We start from the raw sequence: 19423 nt of genomic DNA on the forward strand, positions 1-19423 counted from the left end.
TTAACGGTCGCCCGTGGAAATGGTGCGAATTTTTTTCCGTCTAGGCTAAAGGGCTACATCCTCGAGATCGCTTCGATCCCTCGGGCAAAAGACGTTGGTGAGGAAAAAATATGGGGCATGTAAGATTGCCTCTTTTTGAAAGTAGGTGTCAATAGATTGGAACAGCAACAAGAAGCAAGAGCAAGGTTTCAAATGCTCTTGCAACAACTAGAACTAACAGATGATGTATATATGTCCTTTTTTGAGAAAGGTGAATTATCACGACTAACTGTACACAAAAAGAACAGGCTATGGAATTTTTCCATTAAATTACGAGATATACTTCCTTTTTCACTATACCAACTTTTTCGTACCCGTTTAGCAGAGAAATTTTCAGCTATCGCTGAAATCCACACAACTTTTGATACGGAAGAGAAAAATGTGACGGAGGAGCTAGTCCAACAATATTGGTTAACAGTAGTAGAGCAAATCGATGAGATGGCGCCCACTTTGAAAGATTGCCTAGTATCGCAAGTGCCTATGTGGAATGGGCAAAAAATTACATTATCCTGCATGCAGGAAATGGAATTTATGATGCTGAAAACAAAGTATGCAGAAAAGCTTTCTGCAAGCTATAGTCAGTTTGGCTTTCCACATATTGTGTTAGATTTCGTGCTCCAAGATCAAACAGAAGAAATGATTGCGGCACAGGAAGCTTTCATGGAACAGAGGCGTATAGAAGAAGCTGCTTTAGCTCAGCAAGCGATAGAAGATTACCAAAAACGTGAGAAGGAGAAGAAAGAAAATCCTGCTATTGCGAATCTTGGTGATCGACCATTCCAACTTGGTATGTTAATTAAAGATGATGAAACAATGGAAATTAAACGCATTGTTGAGGAAGAACGTCGTGTGATTATTGAAGGCTTTGTATTTGATGCAGAAGTTAAAGAGCTGAAAAGCGGTCGTTCTTTATTGCAAATTAAAATTACCGACTATACGGATTCCATCGTTGTAAAAATGTTCTCACGTGATAATGATGATGCGGAACTTATGCAACATTTGAAAAAGGGTATGTGGGTAAAAGTTCGAGGCTCCGTACAAACTGACACATTCATTCGTGATTTAATCGTTATGGCAAACGATATTAATGAAATCAAAAAAGAAACAAGACAGGATAAGGCGCCAGAGGGAGAAAAACGGGTTGAATTGCATTTGCATACACCAATGAGCACAATGGACGCTGTAACACCAGTTGATAGACTTGTTTCTCAGGCTGCGAAGTGGGGTCACCCAGCCGTAGCTATTACCGACCATGCTGTTGTACAATCCTTCCCAGAGGCTTATGCAGCAGGGAAGAAACATGGTATAAAAGTTATTTATGGTTTGGAAGCGAATTTAGTAGATGATGGTGTACCGATTGCTTATGCACCTGAGCACCGATTATTAGATGATGATACTTATGTCGTGTTTGACGTAGAGACGACAGGTCTATCTACTGCTTACGATACAATCATTGAGCTTGCCGCGGTGAAAATTAAAGATGGGCAGGTAATCGACAAATACGAAAGCTTTGCCAATCCTCATCACCCACTTTCAGCGACGACCATTGAACTGACAGGCATTACAGATGATATGGTACGTAACGCGCCAGAAGTGGAACAAGTCATTAAGGAGTTCCATGCATTTATCGGGGATGGCATAGTAGTAGCCCATAATGCATCATTTGATATTGGCTTCTTATACACAGGCTATAAAAAATATGGACTAGAGGGAACAATTCATCCAGTTATTGATACGTTGGAGTTAGCCCGATTACTTTATCCAACGATGAAAAACCATCGTTTAAATACACTGTGTAAAAAATTCAATATTGATTTAACTCAGCATCACCGAGCTATTTATGATACAGAAGCAACTGGCTTCTTACTTTTACAGCTGTTAAAAGATGCAGATGAATTAGGTATTAAATATCACGACGACTTTAATAAGCATATCGGGGGCGGGGATGCTTATAAAAAAGGACGACCAATGCATTGCACAATATTAGCAGTAGACAATGCTGGACTAAAAAATTTATTTAAATTAGTCACTCACTCCCATACAAAAACGTTCTATCGAGTACCTCGAGTAACACGAGCGGTCCTAGAACAATATAGAGAAGGATTATTAATCGGATCAGGTTGTAATAATGGTGAATTATTTGAGACAATGATGAATAAATCTCCAGAGGAAGCAGAGCAGATTGCGAGATTCTATGATTATATTGAAGTTCAACCAAAGGCCGTGTATGCACCGCTAATTGAGCGCAATGTCGTACGTGATGAATGGACACTTGAAGATATTATTCGCAAGCTCGTAAAGCTTGGGAAGAAAATGGATAAACCCGTTGTAGCAACCGGTAATGTTCATTACTTAGATCCGACAGATGGAATGTTTAGACAAATACTAATTGGCTCTCAAGGTGGTGCCAACATATTAAATAGATCGAAGCTGCCTGAAGTTCATTTCAGAACGACGGATGAAATGCTTAAAGAATTTGATTTTTTAGGTCCGGATCTCGCGAAAGAAGTAGTTGTTACCAACTCTCAAAAAGTCGCAAATATGATTGGTGATGTTAAGCCCATTAAAGATGATTTATACACACCAAAAATTGAAGGCTCAGATGATGAGGTCACAAATTTAACCTATGAAATGGCTCATAGTATATACGGAGAAGAGCTACCTGAAATCGTGAAGGCACGAATTGAAAAGGAATTAAAGTCGATTTTAGGCCATGGTTTTGGAGTAATATACTTAATTTCAGCGAAGCTTGTGAAAAAATCATTAGCTGATGGCTATTTAGTAGGTTCCCGTGGTTCAGTTGGATCTTCATTAGTGGCGACATTTATGGAGATTACTGAAGTAAATCCACTTCCTCCTCATTATATTTGTCCAGATTGTAAACATTCAGAGTTTTTTAATGATGGTTCAGTAAGCTCAGGCTATGACTTACCAAATAAAGATTGTCCGGAATGTGGCTCACCGTATAAAAAGGATGGGCAAGATATCCCATTCGAAACGTTCCTTGGATTTAAAGGAGACAAGGTACCTGATATCGATTTGAATTTCTCCGGAGAATATCAACCACAAGCCCATAATTATACGAAGGTATTATTCGGTGAAGATTATGTATATCGTGCAGGAACAATCGGTACAGTCGCAGAGAAAACAGCGTATGGCTACGTAAAGGGCTATGCCAATGATAACAACCTACATTTCCGCGGTGCCGAGGTAGATCGTTTAGTGCAAGGCTGTACAGGCGTAAAACGAACAACAGGACAGCACCCTGGAGGAATTATCGTAGTACCAGATTATATGGATATTTTTGATTTCTCACCAGTACAATTCCCTGCGGATGCACAAGATGCAGAATGGCGTACAACGCACTTTGATTTCCATTCCATTCACGATAATATTTTAAAGCTTGATATACTGGGGCACGATGATCCGACTGTGATTCGGATGTTGCAGGATTTATCAGGGATAGATCCAAAAACCATTCCAACAGATGATCCAGTCGTTATGAAAATCTTTAGTTCGCCAGAATCTTTAGGCGTAACTGAAAAACAAATTGGCTGTAAAACAGGAACACTTGGCATTCCTGAGTTCGGTACCCGTTTTGTACGCCAAATGCTTGAAGATACAAAGCCATCAACATTCTCGGAGCTCGTGCAAATTTCAGGACTATCACACGGAACAGACGTATGGCTTGGTAACGCGCAAGAGTTAATTCAAAATGGTACATGTGTGCTGAAAGAAGTAATTGGCTGTCGTGACGATATTATGGTCTATTTAATTTATCAAGATCTAGAACCGTCACTGGCGTTTAAAATTATGGAATCCGTGCGTAAAGGGAAAGGATTATCTGACGAATTTGAAGCGGAAATGCTAGCGAATAAAGTACCAGGCTGGTATATCGAATCATGTAAAAAGATAAAATACATGTTCCCGAAAGCCCATGCTGCCGCGTACGTGTTAATGGCAGTGCGTATTGCATGGTTTAAGGTACATTTCCCAACCCTTTATTACGCAGCGTATTTCACAGTTCGTGCAGATGATTTTGATTTAATTGCCATGGTACAAGGTCCGCAAATGATTCGTACAAAAATTGATGAAATCAATCTGAAAGGCTTAGATGCTTCAACAAAAGAGAAAAACCTATTAACTGTAATGGAATTAGCACTTGAAATGTGTGAGCGTGGTATGAGCTTCCAGAAAGTCGACTTATATCGTTCGCAGGCAAGTGAATTTATCATTGATGGGAACTCTTTAATTCCACCATTCGATGCGATTCCTGGACTTGGTACAAACGTTGCTAAACAAATTGTGGCAGCACGTGAGGACGGAGAATTTTTATCGAAGGAAGATTTACAGCAACGAGGTCGTGTATCCAAAACATTAATAGAATACATGGATCAATTGGGTTGTTTAGAAGGAATGCCTGATGCCAATCAGTTATCACTTTTCTAAAATTTCGAAAGTTAGCTTGAAGGCATCTTCATCCATCACACGAATAACTTCTCTGCCTTTTGCTCAAATTAAGGCTAATAAAAGTTGAGGATGACATTAGTTAAAATGTATACCAAGTATATAAGTTGATTGAAGGCAAGGCTTGGTAACTCTAGAAAAGTGCCGAGCTGGAACGGAAATCAACCCCACGTTGTATTGAGGGCTTAATTTAAGCGCAATTTTGATTTCTGGACATAATTATGTCAAGGCATAATCGATTAGATGGCTAGAAAAAGGAAATTTGCATTGTGCTGTAAACTATGCTATCCTTATGGTAATAATTTGTTGATATTTTTCCAGCAAAAGAGTGGGACCTTCCCGCTCTTTTCTGTTGTTATACCGTAGCAAAACAAATTTTTGACTAACAGCAGGTAAGACCGTTAAATTTCACCAAAGCTACTGGTGGAATTTCTGTTTTATTACGCCAGAATTTGATAGATACAGGAGGAAACAATGAGCAAAGTACCATCTTTAATTGAAGAGCTCGCTAAACCGATTGTTGAAGAGTTGAATCTTGAGCTTGTAGATGTCGAGTTCGTAAAAGAAGGACGTAACTGGTTTTTACGTGTTTATGTGGATACACCTGAAGGTGGAATTGACATTGAACAATGTGCTCAAGTTAGTGAACGACTAAGTTTGCTATTGGATGAAAATGATCCAATTACACAAAACTATTATTTAGAAGTTTCTTCACCTGGAGCAGAACGTCCATTGAAAAAAGACACTGATTTTGAAAAAGCAATTGGCAAATTTATTTATGTTAAAACTTATGAGCCCATTAAGGACATGAAGGAATTCCAAGGCTACTTAACGTCATACGATGAACATATATTAGTAATGGAAGTACGCATTAAAACGCGTAAAATTACAGTAACAATTGAACAAGAAAAAATCGCATTGGCACGACTTGCCATCGATTTTTAAGCATAATGCATATTTAGGAGTGAAAATAAAATGAGTAGTGATTTGTTAGATGCGCTAAATGCGCTAGAAGAACAAAAAGGAATTTCAAGAGATGTGTTAATTGAAGCAATAGAAGCGGCATTAGTTACAGCTTACAAACGCAACTTCAATCAAGCACAAAATGTTCGTGTGGACTTAAATTTAGATAAGGGCTCTATTCGTGTCTTTTCACGTAAAGATGTTGTTGAAGAAGTAGAAGATGATCGTTTACAAATCTCTGAAGAAGATGCTAAGGCAATCAATCCTGCATATCAATTAGAAGATATCGTGGAGCAGGAAGTGACACCTCGAAACTTTGGTCGAATTGCTGCACAGACAGCGAAACAAGTTGTTACACAACGAGTGCGCGAAGCAGAACGTGGCTTGATTTACGAGCAATATGTGGACCGTGAAGATGATATCGTAACGGGAGTAGTTGAGCGTCTAGATGCTCGTAATATTTACGTAGGTCTAGGAAAAGTAGAGGCTGCATTACCACAAAACGAACAAATTCAAGGTGAAACATATCATCCACACGACCGCATCAAGGTCTATATTACAAAGGTTGAACGTACAACACGCGGACCGCAAGTAATTGTTTCACGTACACATCCTGGTTTATTACGCCGCTTATTTGAAATGGAAGTACCTGAAATCTACGAAGGTATCGTAGAAATTAAATCAATTGCTCGTGAAGCAGGCGACCGTTCTAAGATCTCTGTTCATGCACATAACGAAGAAGTAGATCCAGTAGGTTCATGTGTAGGGGCAAAAGGTGCTCGTGTGCAAACAATTGTTAATGAATTGAACGGCGAAAAAATCGATATCGTTGAATGGTCAGAAGATCCAGTTGTATTTGTAGCAAATGCTCTTAGCCCATCAAAGGTTTTAGATGTTCAAGTAGATGAAGAAGAAAAATCTACTACAGTTGTTGTTCCAGACTATCAATTATCATTAGCAATTGGTAAACGTGGTCAAAATGCTCGTTTAGCTGCAAAGTTAACTGGCTGGAAAATTGATATTAAGAGTGAAACAGATGCTCGTGAGTTAGGTATTTATCCATCTGCTACAAGCACTTTCATACCTGCTAAGGATGAAGAAAGTGATTTTGATGATGTGACAGTTGACTTATATCAAGACGACGAAGAATAAGTAAGAAAGCCCGTGTGACTAGTTAACTTCCATTATTCAGTAGGCGTTGGGCTGCGCCGACTGAATAATGGCAGAGCCTACAATTGAAAATAGTACGGTATTTAATTAAAATGCAAGTATATAACCAATGTAGTGCACGGCTAGTCCACCTCTTACGACAAGCTTCAGAGAGGAAAGGTGATTCTTATGGCTATTAATAAAAAAGTGCCTCTTCGAAAATGTGTAGCGACTGGAGAAATGTTACCAAAGAAAGAAATGATTCGTGTCGTTCGTTCGAAAGAGGGCGAGGTAAGCGTAGATGTTTCCGGGAAAAAACCTGGACGTGGTGCCTATGTCTCTAAATCAGAGAAAGCGATTGAAATCGCCCGTAAGAAAAATGTTTTAGGGCATCAACTTGATGTAAAAATCCCTGAAGAAATCTACGAAGAACTTATTTTGTTGATTCGTAGGGAGTCTATATTATGATCAATCAAGCAGTGCATAATTTGCTTGGAATAGCGGCAAGAGCCCGTAAAGTGATTTCAGGAGAAGAGTTAGTAGTAAAGGAAGTCCGCAATGGTAATGCTAAGCTAGTACTGCTTGCAAACGATGCTTCTAAAAACTCTAGCAAAAAAATTCAAGATAAATGCACGTACTACAACGTTGAGTATCATGTAATTGGTGATCGTTATGATCTAGGACATGCTACAGGTAAGGAGGCCCGAGTGGCTTTAGCTATTACCGATAAAGGTTTTGCAAGTAAATTGTCTAGTCTACTCAACGAAAAATAATCGGGGGTGAGCAGATGACCAAAATCAGAGTTCATGAATATGCGAAACAAGTGAATAAAACGAGTAAAGAGGTTATTGAAGCACTAAATAAATTAAATGTGAGCGTAACAAATCATATGTCAATGTTAGAAAATGACATAGTGACAAAGTTAAACCAATCATTTAAAAATAATAAAGATGTGAAGCAACCTACTCAAAATGTTTCGCAAAAACAGCAGCAACCGGTAAAAAAGCAAGAAGGGCAAAAGCAACAATCTGCTACTTCTAAGCCTAAAGCAAATAATCAGCAACAAACGCGTCAAAACTCAAATTCGTCTAACGAAAAATCTAAGAATATAAAAGGTAATCAAAATAGAAATATGACACAAAATAATAATAATAATAACAATAATAATAATCGCAGAGGTGGCGGTGGTTACAACCAACGTCCAAAACCAGGAATCCATGGCGGAAAACGTCGCCATCCAAAAACACATCAACCTAGTCAGCCAGTGAAACAAAAGGAATTACCAGAAAAAATTACTTTTGTTGAATCACTTTCTGTAGCTGAATTAGCAAAAAAATTACACCGTGAACCATCAGAAATTATTAAAAAATTATTTATGCTTGGTGTGATGGCAACAATTAACCAAGAATTAGATAAGGATGCAATTGAATTAATTTGTGCAGACTATGGTGTAGAAGTTGAAGAAGAAATTCGTGTAGATATTACGGATTTAGAAACACACTTCGAACAAACAGAAGAAATTAACGAGGCGGAGTTATCAGAACGTCCTCCTGTAGTAACAATTATGGGTCACGTTGACCATGGTAAAACTACATTGTTAGACTCTATTCGTAATACTAAAGTTACCGCTGGCGAAGCTGGAGGTATCACACAACATATCGGTGCTTATCAAGTAACTGAAGGCGACAAAAAAATTACTTTCCTTGATACACCAGGACACGCTGCGTTTACAACTATGCGTGCGCGCGGTGCAAAAATAACAGACTTAACGATTTTAGTGGTAGCTGCGGATGATGGCGTTATGCCACAAACAGTAGAAGCAATTAACCACGCAAAAGCAGCAGAAGTACCAATTATTGTCGCAGTCAATAAAATGGATAAACCTTCAGCTAATCCAGACCGTGTAATGCAAGAGTTAACAGAGCATGGCCTAGTTCCTGAAGCTTGGGGCGGCGAAACTATTTTCGTACCGATCTCAGCATTAAAAGGTGAAGGCATTGACACATTACTTGAAATGATTTTACTTGTCGCTGAAGTTGGGGAACTAAAAGCGAACCCTAAACGCTTAGCACTTGGTACAGTAATTGAAGCACAGTTAGATAAAGGTCGAGGCTCTGTTGCAACGCTTTTAGTACAAGATGGAACATTAAAAGTGGGAGACCCAATTGTTGTTGGCCATACTTATGGTCGTGTACGTGCTATGGTGAATGACAAAGGCCGTCGTGGAAAAGAAGCTGGGCCATCAACGCCAGTAGAAATCACAGGTTTAAATGATGTACCACAAGCTGGCGACCGTTTCGTAGTCTTTGAAGACGAAAAAACAGCACGTCAAGTTGGTGAAACTCGTGCAATGTCAGCGATTCAAGCACAACGTTCAGAAAAACAACGTGTAACGCTTGATAACTTATTCGAACAAATGAGTCAAGGCGAAATGAAGGAGCTTAACTTAATTGTTAAGGCTGACGTTCAAGGTACTGTAGAAGCTATGGCTGCATCATTAATGAAAATTGATGTTGAAGGCGTAAACGTGAAAATTATTCACACTGGCGCTGGAGCGATTACAGAATCTGATATTTCTCTTGCTGCGGCTTCAAATGCAATTGTTATCGGCTTCAACGTTCGTCCAGATGTTAATGCAAAACGTGCAGCAGAAGAAGAGGGCGTAGATATTCGTCTACACCGCATTATCTATAAAGTAATCGAAGAAATTGAACAAGCAATGAAAGGTATGCTTGATCCAGAATTTGAAGAAAAAATTATTGGTCAAGCAGAAGTTCGACAAACAATTAAAGTATCAAAAGTTGGTACAATTGCTGGTTCATACGTAACAGAAGGTAAAGTAACTCGTGATTCAGGCGTACGTGTAATTCGCGATAATGTAGTAATTTTTGAAGGTGAATTAGATACACTTAAACGTTTCAAAGATGAAGTGAAAGAAGTTGCCCGAGGTTACGAATGTGGTATTACAATTACAAACTTCAACGATATTAAAGAAGGCGACATTATCGAAGCCTATATTATGGAAGAAGTTAAACGAGCTTAATGATCGTTTACGCAGAGGTTGAATTCATTATTCAAACTGCCCATTCGTTGAAGGAAAAACGTGCTGTCTTACAGCGTATGATTACCCGCACGAAACAGAAATTTAATGTATCGATTGCGGAAATTGATCATCAAAATGTATGGCAACGCACGAAATTAGCGCTTGTTGCTGTTTCTTCTTCAAAAGAAGCAGCCGAGCGTGAAATTAATCACGCGCTTCACTACTTACAGTCAAATCCATCTTGGGAACAGCTAAATGTGTGGCGTGATTATTTATAAGTTACATTAGAAGTTGTGTTGTATGATTTACCACTTTGCATGAAAAACTATGTGTAAGTGAGGACACAACTTTCTGTACATCGAAATTGAGGTGACAAACTATGTCTCTACGCTCAAACCGCGTCGCCGAGCAAATGAAAAAAGAGCTTGGTGATATTATTGGACGTAAAATAAAAGATCCGCGTGTTGGTTTTGTTACTGTTACTGGTGTTGAAGTGACAGGTGATTTACAACAAGCGACAATTTATATTACAACTCTAGGCAATGAACGTGAAAAAGAGGATACACTAAAAGCTTTATTAAAGGCTTCTGGTTTTATTCGCTCAGAAATCGGTTCACGAATCCGCTTACGTCGTACACCAGAACTAATTTTTGAATTCGATTCATCGATTGAATATGGGAACCGTATTGATACATTGCTACGTGGTTTACACGAAGAATAAGATAACTAAAAAAGTCTGCCATATGCATGTTCATGCAGGCAGGCTTTTTTACATTGATTGAAATATAACAAGGCATTTTGAGGCCCTATCATCTTTATCAAAAGGGTGGTGAAAGGTAGCGGACACTCAAAATAGGCGAAAAATGAATTGATTTTAGGAGGAAGTTTATGAACGGTATTTTACCGCTTTGGAAGGAACGCGGCATGACAAGTCATGATTGCGTCTTTAAATTACGAAAAATTTTACGCACAAAAAAAGTAGGACATACAGGCACACTTGACCCTGGTGTTGAGGGAGTTCTCCCAATTTGTATTGGTCAAGCAACACGCATCGCAGAGTATTTAACGGATGCTGGAAAAACCTATGAAGCGGTTATTTCAATTGGCCGAACAACGACAACTGAAGATGCAGAAGGAGAAACGGTTGAACAAGATCAGACGAATAAAAAGTTCACACGTACTCAATTGCAAGAAGTTTTAGCCTCGCTTACAGGTGTCATTCAACAAACGCCTCCAATGTTTTCAGCTGTTAAAGTAAATGGTAAACGTCTCTATGAATACGCTCGAAAGGGTGAAATCGTCGAAAGACCGACACGTCAAGTTACTATTTATGCATTAGAGCTACTAGATGATGTTGAACTATATGAAGGACAAGAAATTACATTCCCTGTACGGATAGCGTGTAGTAAAGGGACGTATATTCGAACACTAGCTGTGCAAATCGGAGCGGCGCTTGGCTATCCTGCGCATATGAAAGAGCTGGTACGCACAGCCTCAGGTACGTTTACACAAGAAAATTGCTTTACATTGGCACAGGTAGCTGAGCTGATGGAAGCTGAACAAATCGATACTTGCATTTTACCAGTTGAGTATGCATTGACAGACTATCCATTTATTGAAATAACTTCTGCTAATGAAAAAGAAATTTTCAATGGACAAGTGCTTCCCGCAGATGCATTATTAAAGATACATGATAAAATTGTTTTTGGAATCAGTGGGAAAGCAGTTGCGGTCTATCAAGCCCATCCTACAAAGGAAGGGTTTATGAAGCCACATAAGATGTTTCCGACGATAGAGTAGGAGGATTTTTTGTATGGAGGTCATTCATTTAAAATACCCACACCAGCTACAGCAACGAGAAAGCATGCAGCCGTATTCATTGGCACTTGGCTTTTTTGATGGTGTACATAGAGGGCATCAGGCAGTTATTCAGACAGCGAAGGAAGAAGGAGACAAGCGTCAAATTCCAACGGCTGTTATGACATTCGATCCACATCCTTCTTTAGTGCTAGGCGGTCGTAACGAAAAAGTATTTTATATAACGTTATTACAGCAAAAATTGCAGCTATTTGAAGAACAGGGTGTGGATACAGCATTTGTTGTACATTTCACTTCTGATTTTGCAAAGCTTTCACCTGATGCATTTATTGATACATTTATTCGTGGGTTGAACATTCAACATGTTACAGCTGGCTTTGACTATTCTTTTGGTGCATTCGGTAAAGGTAAAATGGAAGATATGCGTGCATTGAGTAATGGAGATTACGGCGTAACGGTTGTTGAAAAGAAAACCGACGATATCGAAAAAATTAGCTCTACACGTATCCGAAAGCTTTTACAAGAGGGGGATATGGAAGCAGCAAGATTGCTTCTAGGAAGACCATTTGAAATTACGGGTATCGTTGTACATGGTGATAAGCGAGGACGCACAATCGGTTTCCCAACTGCTAATGTCCAAGCGTTAGAGGGAACTTATATCCCAGCAAGCGGAGTATATGCGGTTCGATTACTTGTGCAAAATAACTGGTATGATGGTGTATGTAATGTAGGCTATAAACCAACATTTAAAGATCCAAATGACAAGCAATTATCCATCGAAGTCCATATATTAAACTTCGAAAAAAATATTTACGGTGAAGAAGTGCATGTCGCTTGGTATAAACGTATAAGAAGTGAACGAAAATTCGATGGGATTGAAGCTTTGAAAGCCCAAATCGAAAAGGATAAACAAGAAGCAATTGACTATTTTGGGGTCATTTCCGAAAGTTAGGAATGGCATTAGGAAACGTATACTCTGTATATAAGTTGATTTTCGTTACGACTGGGCGCCCCCAGGAAAGCGCCCAGACGGAACGGAAATCAACCCCACGTTATGAAGATGAGCATAAATCTACTTTAGCATTTGAATAGGCGCTTACGTTAACGCTTGCTTGACCTTTTGATTTATGGTAACATTCATAAGTGCATAATATGCTTAACCTTAGCTCGGTATATCGATGACTCCAACGTTTACTGTGCTAATGGGGATTAACAATTATTTAGGAGGTCCATACAAATGGCTATTTCAAAACAACGTAAAAACGAACTTATTGCTGAGTACCGTACTCACGAAAGTGACACTGGTTCTCCAGAAGTACAAGTTGCAGTATTAACAGAGGAAATTAACTCTCTAAATACTCACTTACGTACACACAAAAAAGATTTCCACTCTGAGCGTGGTCTTCTTAAAATGGTAGGTCGTCGTCGTCACCTATTAAAATATCTTCGTGAAACTGACGTACAACGTTACCGTGAACTAATCACTCGTTTAGGCTTACGTCGCTAATTGTCGAAAAGCGGGATTAATCCCGCTTTTTCTTTATGTTTATAAACATTAAGAAGGCAGTTAACTTTACTATTGCGAAAAAAAGCATATATATGACACGAATTTCAAGCAAAAAACTTTGTTTCAATCAAATACAGAAATAAATCCTAAATAAATTGGCAATAACTGAATTTAAATGTATGATTATTTGATGAAATATTTAGCATAGAACAAGCATTTTTGGTACACTTACTATTAGTACATACAGACGAAGTAAGTGTTTTTATAATAGAGAGGGGTTCATTGAATGAACGAAAAGAAAGTCTATTCCTATGAATGGGCTGGCCGTCCGCTTGTAATAGAAGTTGGACAGTTAGCAAAACAAGCAAATGGGGCCGTTTTAGTACGTTATGGTGATACATCTGTACTTTCAACAGCAACAATGTCAAAATCACCGAAACCACTTGATTTCTTCCCATTAACAGTAAACTACGAAGAACGTTTATACGCAGCAGGTAAAATTCCTGGTGGCTTTATTAAACGTGAAGGACGTCCATCTGAAAAAGCAATTTTAGCAAGCCGTTTAATCGACCGTCCGATTCGTCCGATGTTCCCAGACGGTTTCCGTAATGAAGTACAAGTAATTTCAATGGTCATGTCTAACGATCCGGATTGCACGTCTGAAATGGCTGCAATGGTTGGTTCATCATTAGCGCTAGCTATTTCAGATATTCCATTCGACGGACCGATTGCAGGTGTACAAGTTGGCTATATCGATGGTAAATTTATCGTGAACCCAACAGTGGAACAGTCTAATCAATCAACAATCCATTTATCTGTAGCTGGTAACAAGGATGCTATCAACATGGTTGAAGCTGGTGCACTAGAAGTACCAGAAGAAGTTATGCTTGAAGCCATTATGTTCGGTCATGAAGAAATCAAAAAAATTATTGCTTTCCAAGAGCAAATTGTTGCAGAAGTAGGGAAAGAAAAATTACCTGTAACATTATTTGAAATTGATGAAGCGATTCAAGCCGATATAAAAGCAGCTTGTGAGACTGACATGCATGATGCTATTCAAACTGCTGAAAAACATGCACGTGATGAGGCTATTAAAGCGGTAAAAGATCGTATTATTGCTTCTTATGAAGAGCAAGAAGCGGATGAAGTAACAATGAAGCAAGTTTATACAATTTTAGATAAAATGGTGAAAGACGAAGTACGTCGCCAAATTACAGAAGATAAAGTACGTCCAGATGGTCGTAAGTTAGACGAAATCCGTCCACTTTCTTCTGAGACTGGTCTATTACAACGTACTCACGGTTCAGCATTATTTACGCGTGGACAAACACAAGCCCTTTCTATTTGTACATTAGGTGCACTTGGGGATGTACAAATTATCGATGGTTTAGGTGTAGAAGAATCAAAACGCTTTATGCATCACTATAACTTCCCACAATTCTCTGTAGGGGAAACGGGCCCAATTCGTGGACCAGGTCGTCGTGAAATCGGTCATGGTGCATTAGGAGAGCGTGCTCTTGATGCGGTTATTCCAAATGAATCTGAATTCCCATATACAATCCGTTGTGTATCGGAAGTACTTGAATCAAACGGTTCTACATCTCAAGCTTCTATCTGTGCTTCAACGTTAGCGATGATGGATGCTGGTGTTCCATTAAAGGCACCTGTAGCAGGTATTGCAATGGGTCTTATTAAAAAAGGAGAACACTACTCTATTTTAACTGATATTCAAGGTATGGAAGACCACCTTGGAGATATGGACTTTAAAGTTGCAGGTACAGCTAAAGGTGTAACAGCACTTCAAATGGACATTAAAATTGATGGTTTATCACGCAATATTTTAGAAGAAGCATTAACACAAGCTAAAATTGGCCGTATGCACATTTTAGAATCAATGCTTGCTACTCTTGCAGAACCACGTGAAAAATTATCAACATTTGCTCCGAAAATTGTAATCGTGAAAATTAATCCTGATAAAATTCGCGATGTTATCGGACCTGGTGGTAAACAAATTAACAAAATTATTGAAGAAACTGGCGTAAAAATTGATACAGAGCAAGATGGTACAATTTACATCTCTTCTGCAGATGAAGAAATGAACGCTCGTGCAAAACAAATTATCGAAGACATTGTACGTGAAGCAAAAGTTGGTGAGTATTACTTATCAACAGTGAAACGTATTGAAAAATTCGGTGCGTTCTGTGAAATATTCCCTGGTAAAGACGGCTTACTTCACATCTCTGAAATTCAAGAGGAACGTACAAAACAAGTCGAAGATGTCTTAAAACTAGGCGATCAATTACTTGTAAAAGTTATTGAAATTGACAAGCAAGGTCGTGTGAATTTATCTCGTAAAGTAGTTATCCAAGAGGAAAAAGAACGCGCTGAGCAAGATAAATAATAAATTGTAGAAAAGGCTGCGTATAATGCGCAGCCTTTTTTAAATCAAATATAAGGAAACTGGTTCTATTTAAGATATCCATAAATTTAGGAATGCTTCACATTGCCTTTAATGTTGAACCAGAGATGAATTGGGGGAGATTTTTTGGTACAAGTACATACATGTCAGAATGGTGTGCGTATTGTGTCTGAGCAAATTGATCATGTAAGATCCGTTGCGCTAGGCATTTTTGTTAATGCAGGATCTCGTTATGAGTTACCTGAGGAAAATGGTATTACACATTTTATCGAGCATATGCTTTTTAAAGGGACAAAAACTCGAACAGCTCGCCAAATTGCTGAAGAATTTGACCGAATTGGTGGCGAGTTAAATGCTTTTACATCTAAGGAAAACACTTGTTATTATGCAAAGGTTTTAGACCATCATGCGGAGCTCGCCGTTACAATATTAGCGGATATGTTCTTTAATTCTACGTTTGCAGAGGAAGAATTAGAGAAGGAAAGACAAGTTGTACTAGAGGAAATACTAATGAGTGAAGACGCACCTGATGATGATGTTCATGAAAAGCTATGGGAAGTCATGTATCCAAAAGATGCACTTGGTCGTCCAATACTAGGAACTGCCGCTACTTTAAAAACGTTTACAGCAGATATGATCCGTAACTATATGGCTAAACATTATGGTCCAGAGTCAGTTGTTATTTCAATAGCAGGAAATATTTCTGCAAAGCTCATACAAACAATTGAAGACTTATTTGGCCACTATCAGCCATCTTCACTTGTAGTTGAGCCTGTGTTAACGAATCCTCATTTTTATCCTGGAGAGATTTCAAAAACTCGCGATACGGAGCAAGCGCATTTGGCCATTTCTTATCCAGCAATTGGTGTAAAGGATCCGGATATGTATAGCTTTATTGCACTTAATAATATTATTGGTGGTAATATGAGCTCTCGTTTGTTCCAAGAAGTACGTGAAGAACGTGGTTTAGCGTATTCAATATTTTCTTATCAATCTTGTTATGCTGATGTTGGCGCATTTACGATTTATGGTAGTACAAGTCGTCAGCAATTATCACAGCTTCAACATACAATTGATGCGACATTACTTGATATCGTAGCAGGCGGTGTGACAGAGGAAGAACTTATGAATGCGAAGGAACAGCTGAAGGGTAGTTTTGTTCTTGGTCTAGAGGGGACAGGTGCTCGTATGAATCGCAACGGTACAAGTGAGTTAGTGCATCGTAAACATCGTTCGGTTGATGAAGTATTAGCGTCCATCGATGCCGTATCAATGGAATCGGTCGATCGCTTAATAGCAAAAATCTTAAAAGCTGAGCCAGCCATTTCAATTATTGGCCCAGAAGCTTAATTGATATGGCGAATGATACGTTAGTCCATGTAGTAATTGATAAAAAATAGGTTGCCCTTTTTCGGTAACCTATTTTTTTTATTCTTTAAAAAACCTCTCTTGCTAAATATAAGGTAAGGCTTTGAAATAAAATAGAAATACCCATGCTTATAGGAATCAAAATAATTGTAAAAGTAATGAAGATGACTATTATCATTCGAAAATGACGCATCCGCTTTGCCTCGTCTAGATGATGGATTTAAAACTGAGCAAAGATGAATCGAAGGCTTTTCAAAGTATTTTTTATTTATATGAATTAGTTCCGCTGATATTTTGCTTACCTCCTCATTACTTCCTTTAAATAGCGCCAATCACTATCCCATATTTATAAACCTTTTTCTATGGGCTTGTCGAGTTGCGTCGCATTGAGCGTTTCAAGTATATGAAAATCGTCAAAAACTACACCGATGTCGTTTTATATCGGTAATTCATGTTCGACAACATCCTTGCCGAATAGCAAAATTTCGCACTATTATTTTTGGAAAAATATTGTTGTCGACTCCTCAGTACTGAAAAACGTACATCATTAAGAGAAAACCATTCATGCTTTTAAGTAAAGTATGAAGTTCAATAGTATTCATAAATAACTCCTACTTCCTCTTTTGTGAGCCAGTAGTCAAGACCGTTCTAACCGCTTACTGCATATACTCTTAAAAATGACGCAAAATTCCCGTATAGAAATTCTTGATTTCTTTCTGTAACAAAGCTTCCTTTTATTTACTGTTAAAAATTCCTTAAACTGGTAATATACTTGTGGTTGTTCAAATGGACTTGCACAAATTCCTCACATCACAAATTTGTATATATACACTATTTGCAAATGTGCTAGTAAATGCACATTTCAGACTTTGGGTAAGGGTCACGAATTGCAAAAACTCGGCATATATTGGGGTAACGGTTCAAGGAGGGAGATGAGGCATGCTACTATCAGAGATGGTGGATAAAGAGTTAATTCAAGTTGAGGGTGGCGTACACTTTGGCATATTGGCACATACGGAATGTCTATTAGATGTGCAAACAGGAAAGATTCATGGTTTTGAGATTGTAAAAGATAAATTGCCATTTCAGAAAAAGAAAGTGAAAGTAAGTGAAATGATACCTTGGCACGAAATTATACTAATAGGCGAAGATCGAATTTTATTTAACAAAACAACGACAGTACAGTCAGAATTTTTACAGTGAGGTGAGCTTTTGGAAAATGAAAAATGGCTTGTTATCGGTGAGGATCTAAGGTTAAAGGAATTAGCTACCATGCTAAGAAGCCCATCGAGAACTGTATTTTATAAAAGAACAACTGTTTGGAATGAAGAGTTGAATAAGCTTGTATTAGAATTCCAACCAAATAGAATTATTCTTCCTATTCTTCCACTAAAAATTGAAGTGGAACAGCTTTATGGGATATCTCAAGTTAAATTTTATACAGGGCGTTTAACGATGCATTGGAAGCAATTGCTTGAGAAAAATGAAACAAATTGCTATTTACAACAAGAATCATTTATTTGGCAAAATGCAAGATTAACAGCGGAGGGATTTATCGCCACATTTTACGGACTCGAGCAAAAATGTATTTACGGGCAAAACTTTACTATCGCAGGATTTGGGCGCACAGCCAAAATGCTCGCATCTTTACTCGTCAAGATGGGCGCTAATGTCCATATAGTAGCGCGTTCAGTTGTACAAGTGAGTGAAGCAAAGGCATATGGTTATAAAGCTACGGATTTAGATGACCGCCAATGGTCAATTAATGATGGGATTTTTGTCAATACGATCCCTGCTAAGTGGATTACTGAATCATTCCAAGAACATGTCCCGGCTGTACTATATGATTTGGCTTCAGAGCCTGGCTGTTTAGATATAGACGTTGAACAATTACAAACGTACGTGCTATTGCCATCATTACCTGGGAAATACTTTGCGCATGATGCAGCGACAATATTGTGCAAGGCAATAGAGGAGGAAGAAAATTGCTAACGGGGAAACGAATTGGTTTAGGTATTACGGCCTCCCACTGTACGTATGCGGACGTAGTACCGAAAATCCAAAACTTTATAGATGCAGGAGCAACAGTTGTTCCAATCATTACACACTCCGTTTTACATGCGGCTACGCGTTTTGGCACTGGCGAGGAGTGGATTGCCAAAATAGAGGAATTAACAGGAGAAAAGGTTGTTTCTTCTATTAAAGAGGCAGAACCATTTGGGCCATCCAATCCATTGGATGCGATGGTTATAGCTCCGATGACAGGGAATAGTATTAGTAAATTTGCAAATGCAGCAACAGATAGTCCGGTATTGATGGCTGCGAAGGCAACATTGCGTAACGGTTCGCCTGTTGTTCTAGGTATATCAACGAATGATGCACTTGGCTTAAATGGTATAAATATAATGAGGCTGTTAAATGCTAAAAACATTTATTTTATTCCATTTGGGCAGGACTCACCACATTCAAAACCAAATTCTTTGATTGCTGATTTTGATCAAATGGTCGCGACTGTTTATGAAGCGATTACGGAGAAAAAGCAATTACAGCCCCTGTTGGTACAATATTTAAAATAATTCTCGGATTACACACAATTTTCAGTATTTTTGTGATACAATAGCACACATTATGTAACTTGTATTCAAGGAGA

16 protein-coding genes are annotated in these 19423 nt (G+C 38.5%); all 16 read left to right on the plus strand.

The features are described from left to right. Positions 1–156: 156 nt before the first annotated feature. The 16 genes from AC3WSO_RS06375 to AC3WSO_RS06450 all read left to right on the plus strand — a co-directional run bounded on the left by AC3WSO_RS06375 (position 157) and on the right by AC3WSO_RS06450 (position 19349). Positions 157–4488, plus strand: a complete 4332-nt coding sequence (locus tag AC3WSO_RS06375; protein WP_492529644.1) for a PolC-type DNA polymerase III — start codon at positions 157–159, stop codon at positions 4486–4488. 492 nt (positions 4489–4980) lie between these two features. Beyond that, entirely contained in the window at positions 4981–5451 is a 471-nt protein-coding gene (rimP, locus tag AC3WSO_RS06380) for a ribosome maturation factor RimP (protein ID WP_492529646.1), read from the plus strand. 30 nt (positions 5452–5481) lie between these two features. Continuing rightward, positions 5482–6621 carry a transcription termination factor NusA gene (gene nusA / locus AC3WSO_RS06385; protein WP_492529648.1) on the plus strand — a complete coding sequence of 380 codons (1140 nt, stop codon included), beginning with the start codon at positions 5482–5484 and terminating at the stop codon, positions 6619–6621. Positions 6622–6807: 186 nt separating this feature from the next. Continuing rightward, positions 6808–7086, plus strand: a complete 279-nt coding sequence (gene rnpM, locus AC3WSO_RS06390) for an RNase P modulator RnpM (RefSeq protein WP_349660885.1) — start codon at positions 6808–6810, stop codon at positions 7084–7086. Beyond that, a complete protein-coding gene (locus tag AC3WSO_RS06395; RefSeq protein WP_053483263.1) occupies positions 7083–7391 on the plus strand; it encodes a YlxQ family RNA-binding protein in 309 nt (102 codons plus the stop codon). The genes rnpM and AC3WSO_RS06395 overlap by 4 nt, the downstream gene beginning before the upstream one ends. 14 nt (positions 7392–7405) lie before the next feature. Continuing rightward, positions 7406–9661, plus strand: coding sequence for a translation initiation factor IF-2 (infB, locus tag AC3WSO_RS06400; RefSeq protein WP_492529650.1), 2256 nt, complete (start codon positions 7406–7408; stop codon positions 9659–9661). Then, on the plus strand, positions 9661–9939 hold the full coding sequence (locus AC3WSO_RS06405; protein ID WP_004225006.1) for a DUF503 domain-containing protein: 279 nt from the start codon (positions 9661–9663) through the stop codon (positions 9937–9939). Before infB ends, AC3WSO_RS06405 begins: the two co-directional genes overlap by 1 nt. Before the next feature lie 101 nt (positions 9940–10040). Further along, positions 10041–10382 carry a 30S ribosome-binding factor RbfA gene (gene rbfA, locus AC3WSO_RS06410; RefSeq protein ID WP_079560500.1) on the plus strand — a complete coding sequence of 114 codons (342 nt, stop codon included), beginning with the start codon at positions 10041–10043 and terminating at the stop codon, positions 10380–10382. Between the two features lie 167 nt (positions 10383–10549). Continuing rightward, positions 10550–11461 (plus strand): tRNA pseudouridine(55) synthase TruB, encoded by a 912-nt coding sequence (gene truB / locus AC3WSO_RS06415; protein WP_492529653.1) that lies wholly within the window; start codon positions 10550–10552, stop codon positions 11459–11461. Positions 11462–11474: 13 nt separating this feature from the next. Next, a complete protein-coding gene (gene ribF / locus AC3WSO_RS06420) occupies positions 11475–12431 on the plus strand; it encodes a riboflavin biosynthesis protein RibF (protein WP_492529655.1) in 957 nt (318 codons plus the stop codon). A 285-nt stretch (positions 12432–12716) separates the two neighbouring features. Beyond that, positions 12717–12986 (plus strand): 30S ribosomal protein S15, encoded by a 270-nt coding sequence (gene rpsO, locus AC3WSO_RS06425; protein WP_349660889.1) that lies wholly within the window; start codon positions 12717–12719, stop codon positions 12984–12986. A gap of 286 nt (positions 12987–13272) precedes the next feature. Next, a complete protein-coding gene (pnp, locus tag AC3WSO_RS06430) occupies positions 13273–15387 on the plus strand; it encodes a polyribonucleotide nucleotidyltransferase (RefSeq protein ID WP_492529657.1) in 2115 nt (704 codons plus the stop codon). Positions 15388–15531: 144 nt separating this feature from the next. Further along, positions 15532–16755: a M16 family metallopeptidase gene (locus AC3WSO_RS06435; protein ID WP_492529659.1), complete on the plus strand. Its 1224-nt coding sequence runs from the start codon at positions 15532–15534 to the stop codon at positions 16753–16755. A gap of 957 nt (positions 16756–17712) precedes the next feature. After that, complete coding sequence (locus tag AC3WSO_RS06440; RefSeq protein ID WP_053594254.1) at positions 17713–17976, plus strand: YlmC/YmxH family sporulation protein; 264 nt, start codon at positions 17713–17715, stop codon at positions 17974–17976. Between the two features lie 9 nt (positions 17977–17985). Beyond that, positions 17986–18765 carry an NAD(P)-dependent oxidoreductase gene (locus tag AC3WSO_RS06445; RefSeq protein WP_492529661.1) on the plus strand — a complete coding sequence of 260 codons (780 nt, stop codon included), beginning with the start codon at positions 17986–17988 and terminating at the stop codon, positions 18763–18765. Next, the gene (locus AC3WSO_RS06450) at positions 18759–19349 is read left to right on the plus strand and encodes a dipicolinate synthase subunit B (protein ID WP_492529663.1); all 591 of its coding nucleotides are present in this window, start codon (positions 18759–18761) and stop codon (positions 19347–19349) included. The genes AC3WSO_RS06445 and AC3WSO_RS06450 overlap by 7 nt, the downstream gene beginning before the upstream one ends. Positions 19350–19423: the final 74 nt, after the last annotated feature.

The sequence above is a fragment of the Lysinibacillus sp. EB106-09-02-XG168 genome (assembly GCF_058791475.1).

Excerpts from the sequence above, each read along its gene's own strand:
- rimP (WP_492529646.1), top strand. The coding sequence starts at position 4,981 with ATGAGCAAAGTACCATCTTTAATTGAAGAGCTCGCTAAACCGATTGTT.
- nusA (WP_492529648.1), top strand. The coding sequence starts at position 5,482 with ATGAGTAGTGATTTGTTAGATGCGCTAAATGCGCTAGAAGAACAAAAA.
- rnpM (WP_349660885.1), top strand. The coding sequence starts at position 6,808 with ATGGCTATTAATAAAAAAGTGCCTCTTCGAAAATGTGTAGCGACTGGA.
- AC3WSO_RS06395 (WP_053483263.1), top strand. The coding sequence starts at position 7,083 with ATGATCAATCAAGCAGTGCATAATTTGCTTGGAATAGCGGCAAGAGCC.
- infB (WP_492529650.1), top strand. The coding sequence starts at position 7,406 with ATGACCAAAATCAGAGTTCATGAATATGCGAAACAAGTGAATAAAACG.
- AC3WSO_RS06405 (WP_004225006.1), top strand. The coding sequence starts at position 9,661 with ATGATCGTTTACGCAGAGGTTGAATTCATTATTCAAACTGCCCATTCG.
- rbfA (WP_079560500.1), top strand. The coding sequence starts at position 10,041 with ATGTCTCTACGCTCAAACCGCGTCGCCGAGCAAATGAAAAAAGAGCTT.
- truB (WP_492529653.1), top strand. The coding sequence starts at position 10,550 with ATGAACGGTATTTTACCGCTTTGGAAGGAACGCGGCATGACAAGTCAT.
- ribF (WP_492529655.1), top strand. The coding sequence starts at position 11,475 with ATGGAGGTCATTCATTTAAAATACCCACACCAGCTACAGCAACGAGAA.
- rpsO (WP_349660889.1), top strand. The coding sequence starts at position 12,717 with ATGGCTATTTCAAAACAACGTAAAAACGAACTTATTGCTGAGTACCGT.
- pnp (WP_492529657.1), top strand. The coding sequence starts at position 13,273 with ATGAACGAAAAGAAAGTCTATTCCTATGAATGGGCTGGCCGTCCGCTT.
- AC3WSO_RS06440 (WP_053594254.1), top strand. The coding sequence starts at position 17,713 with ATGCTACTATCAGAGATGGTGGATAAAGAGTTAATTCAAGTTGAGGGT.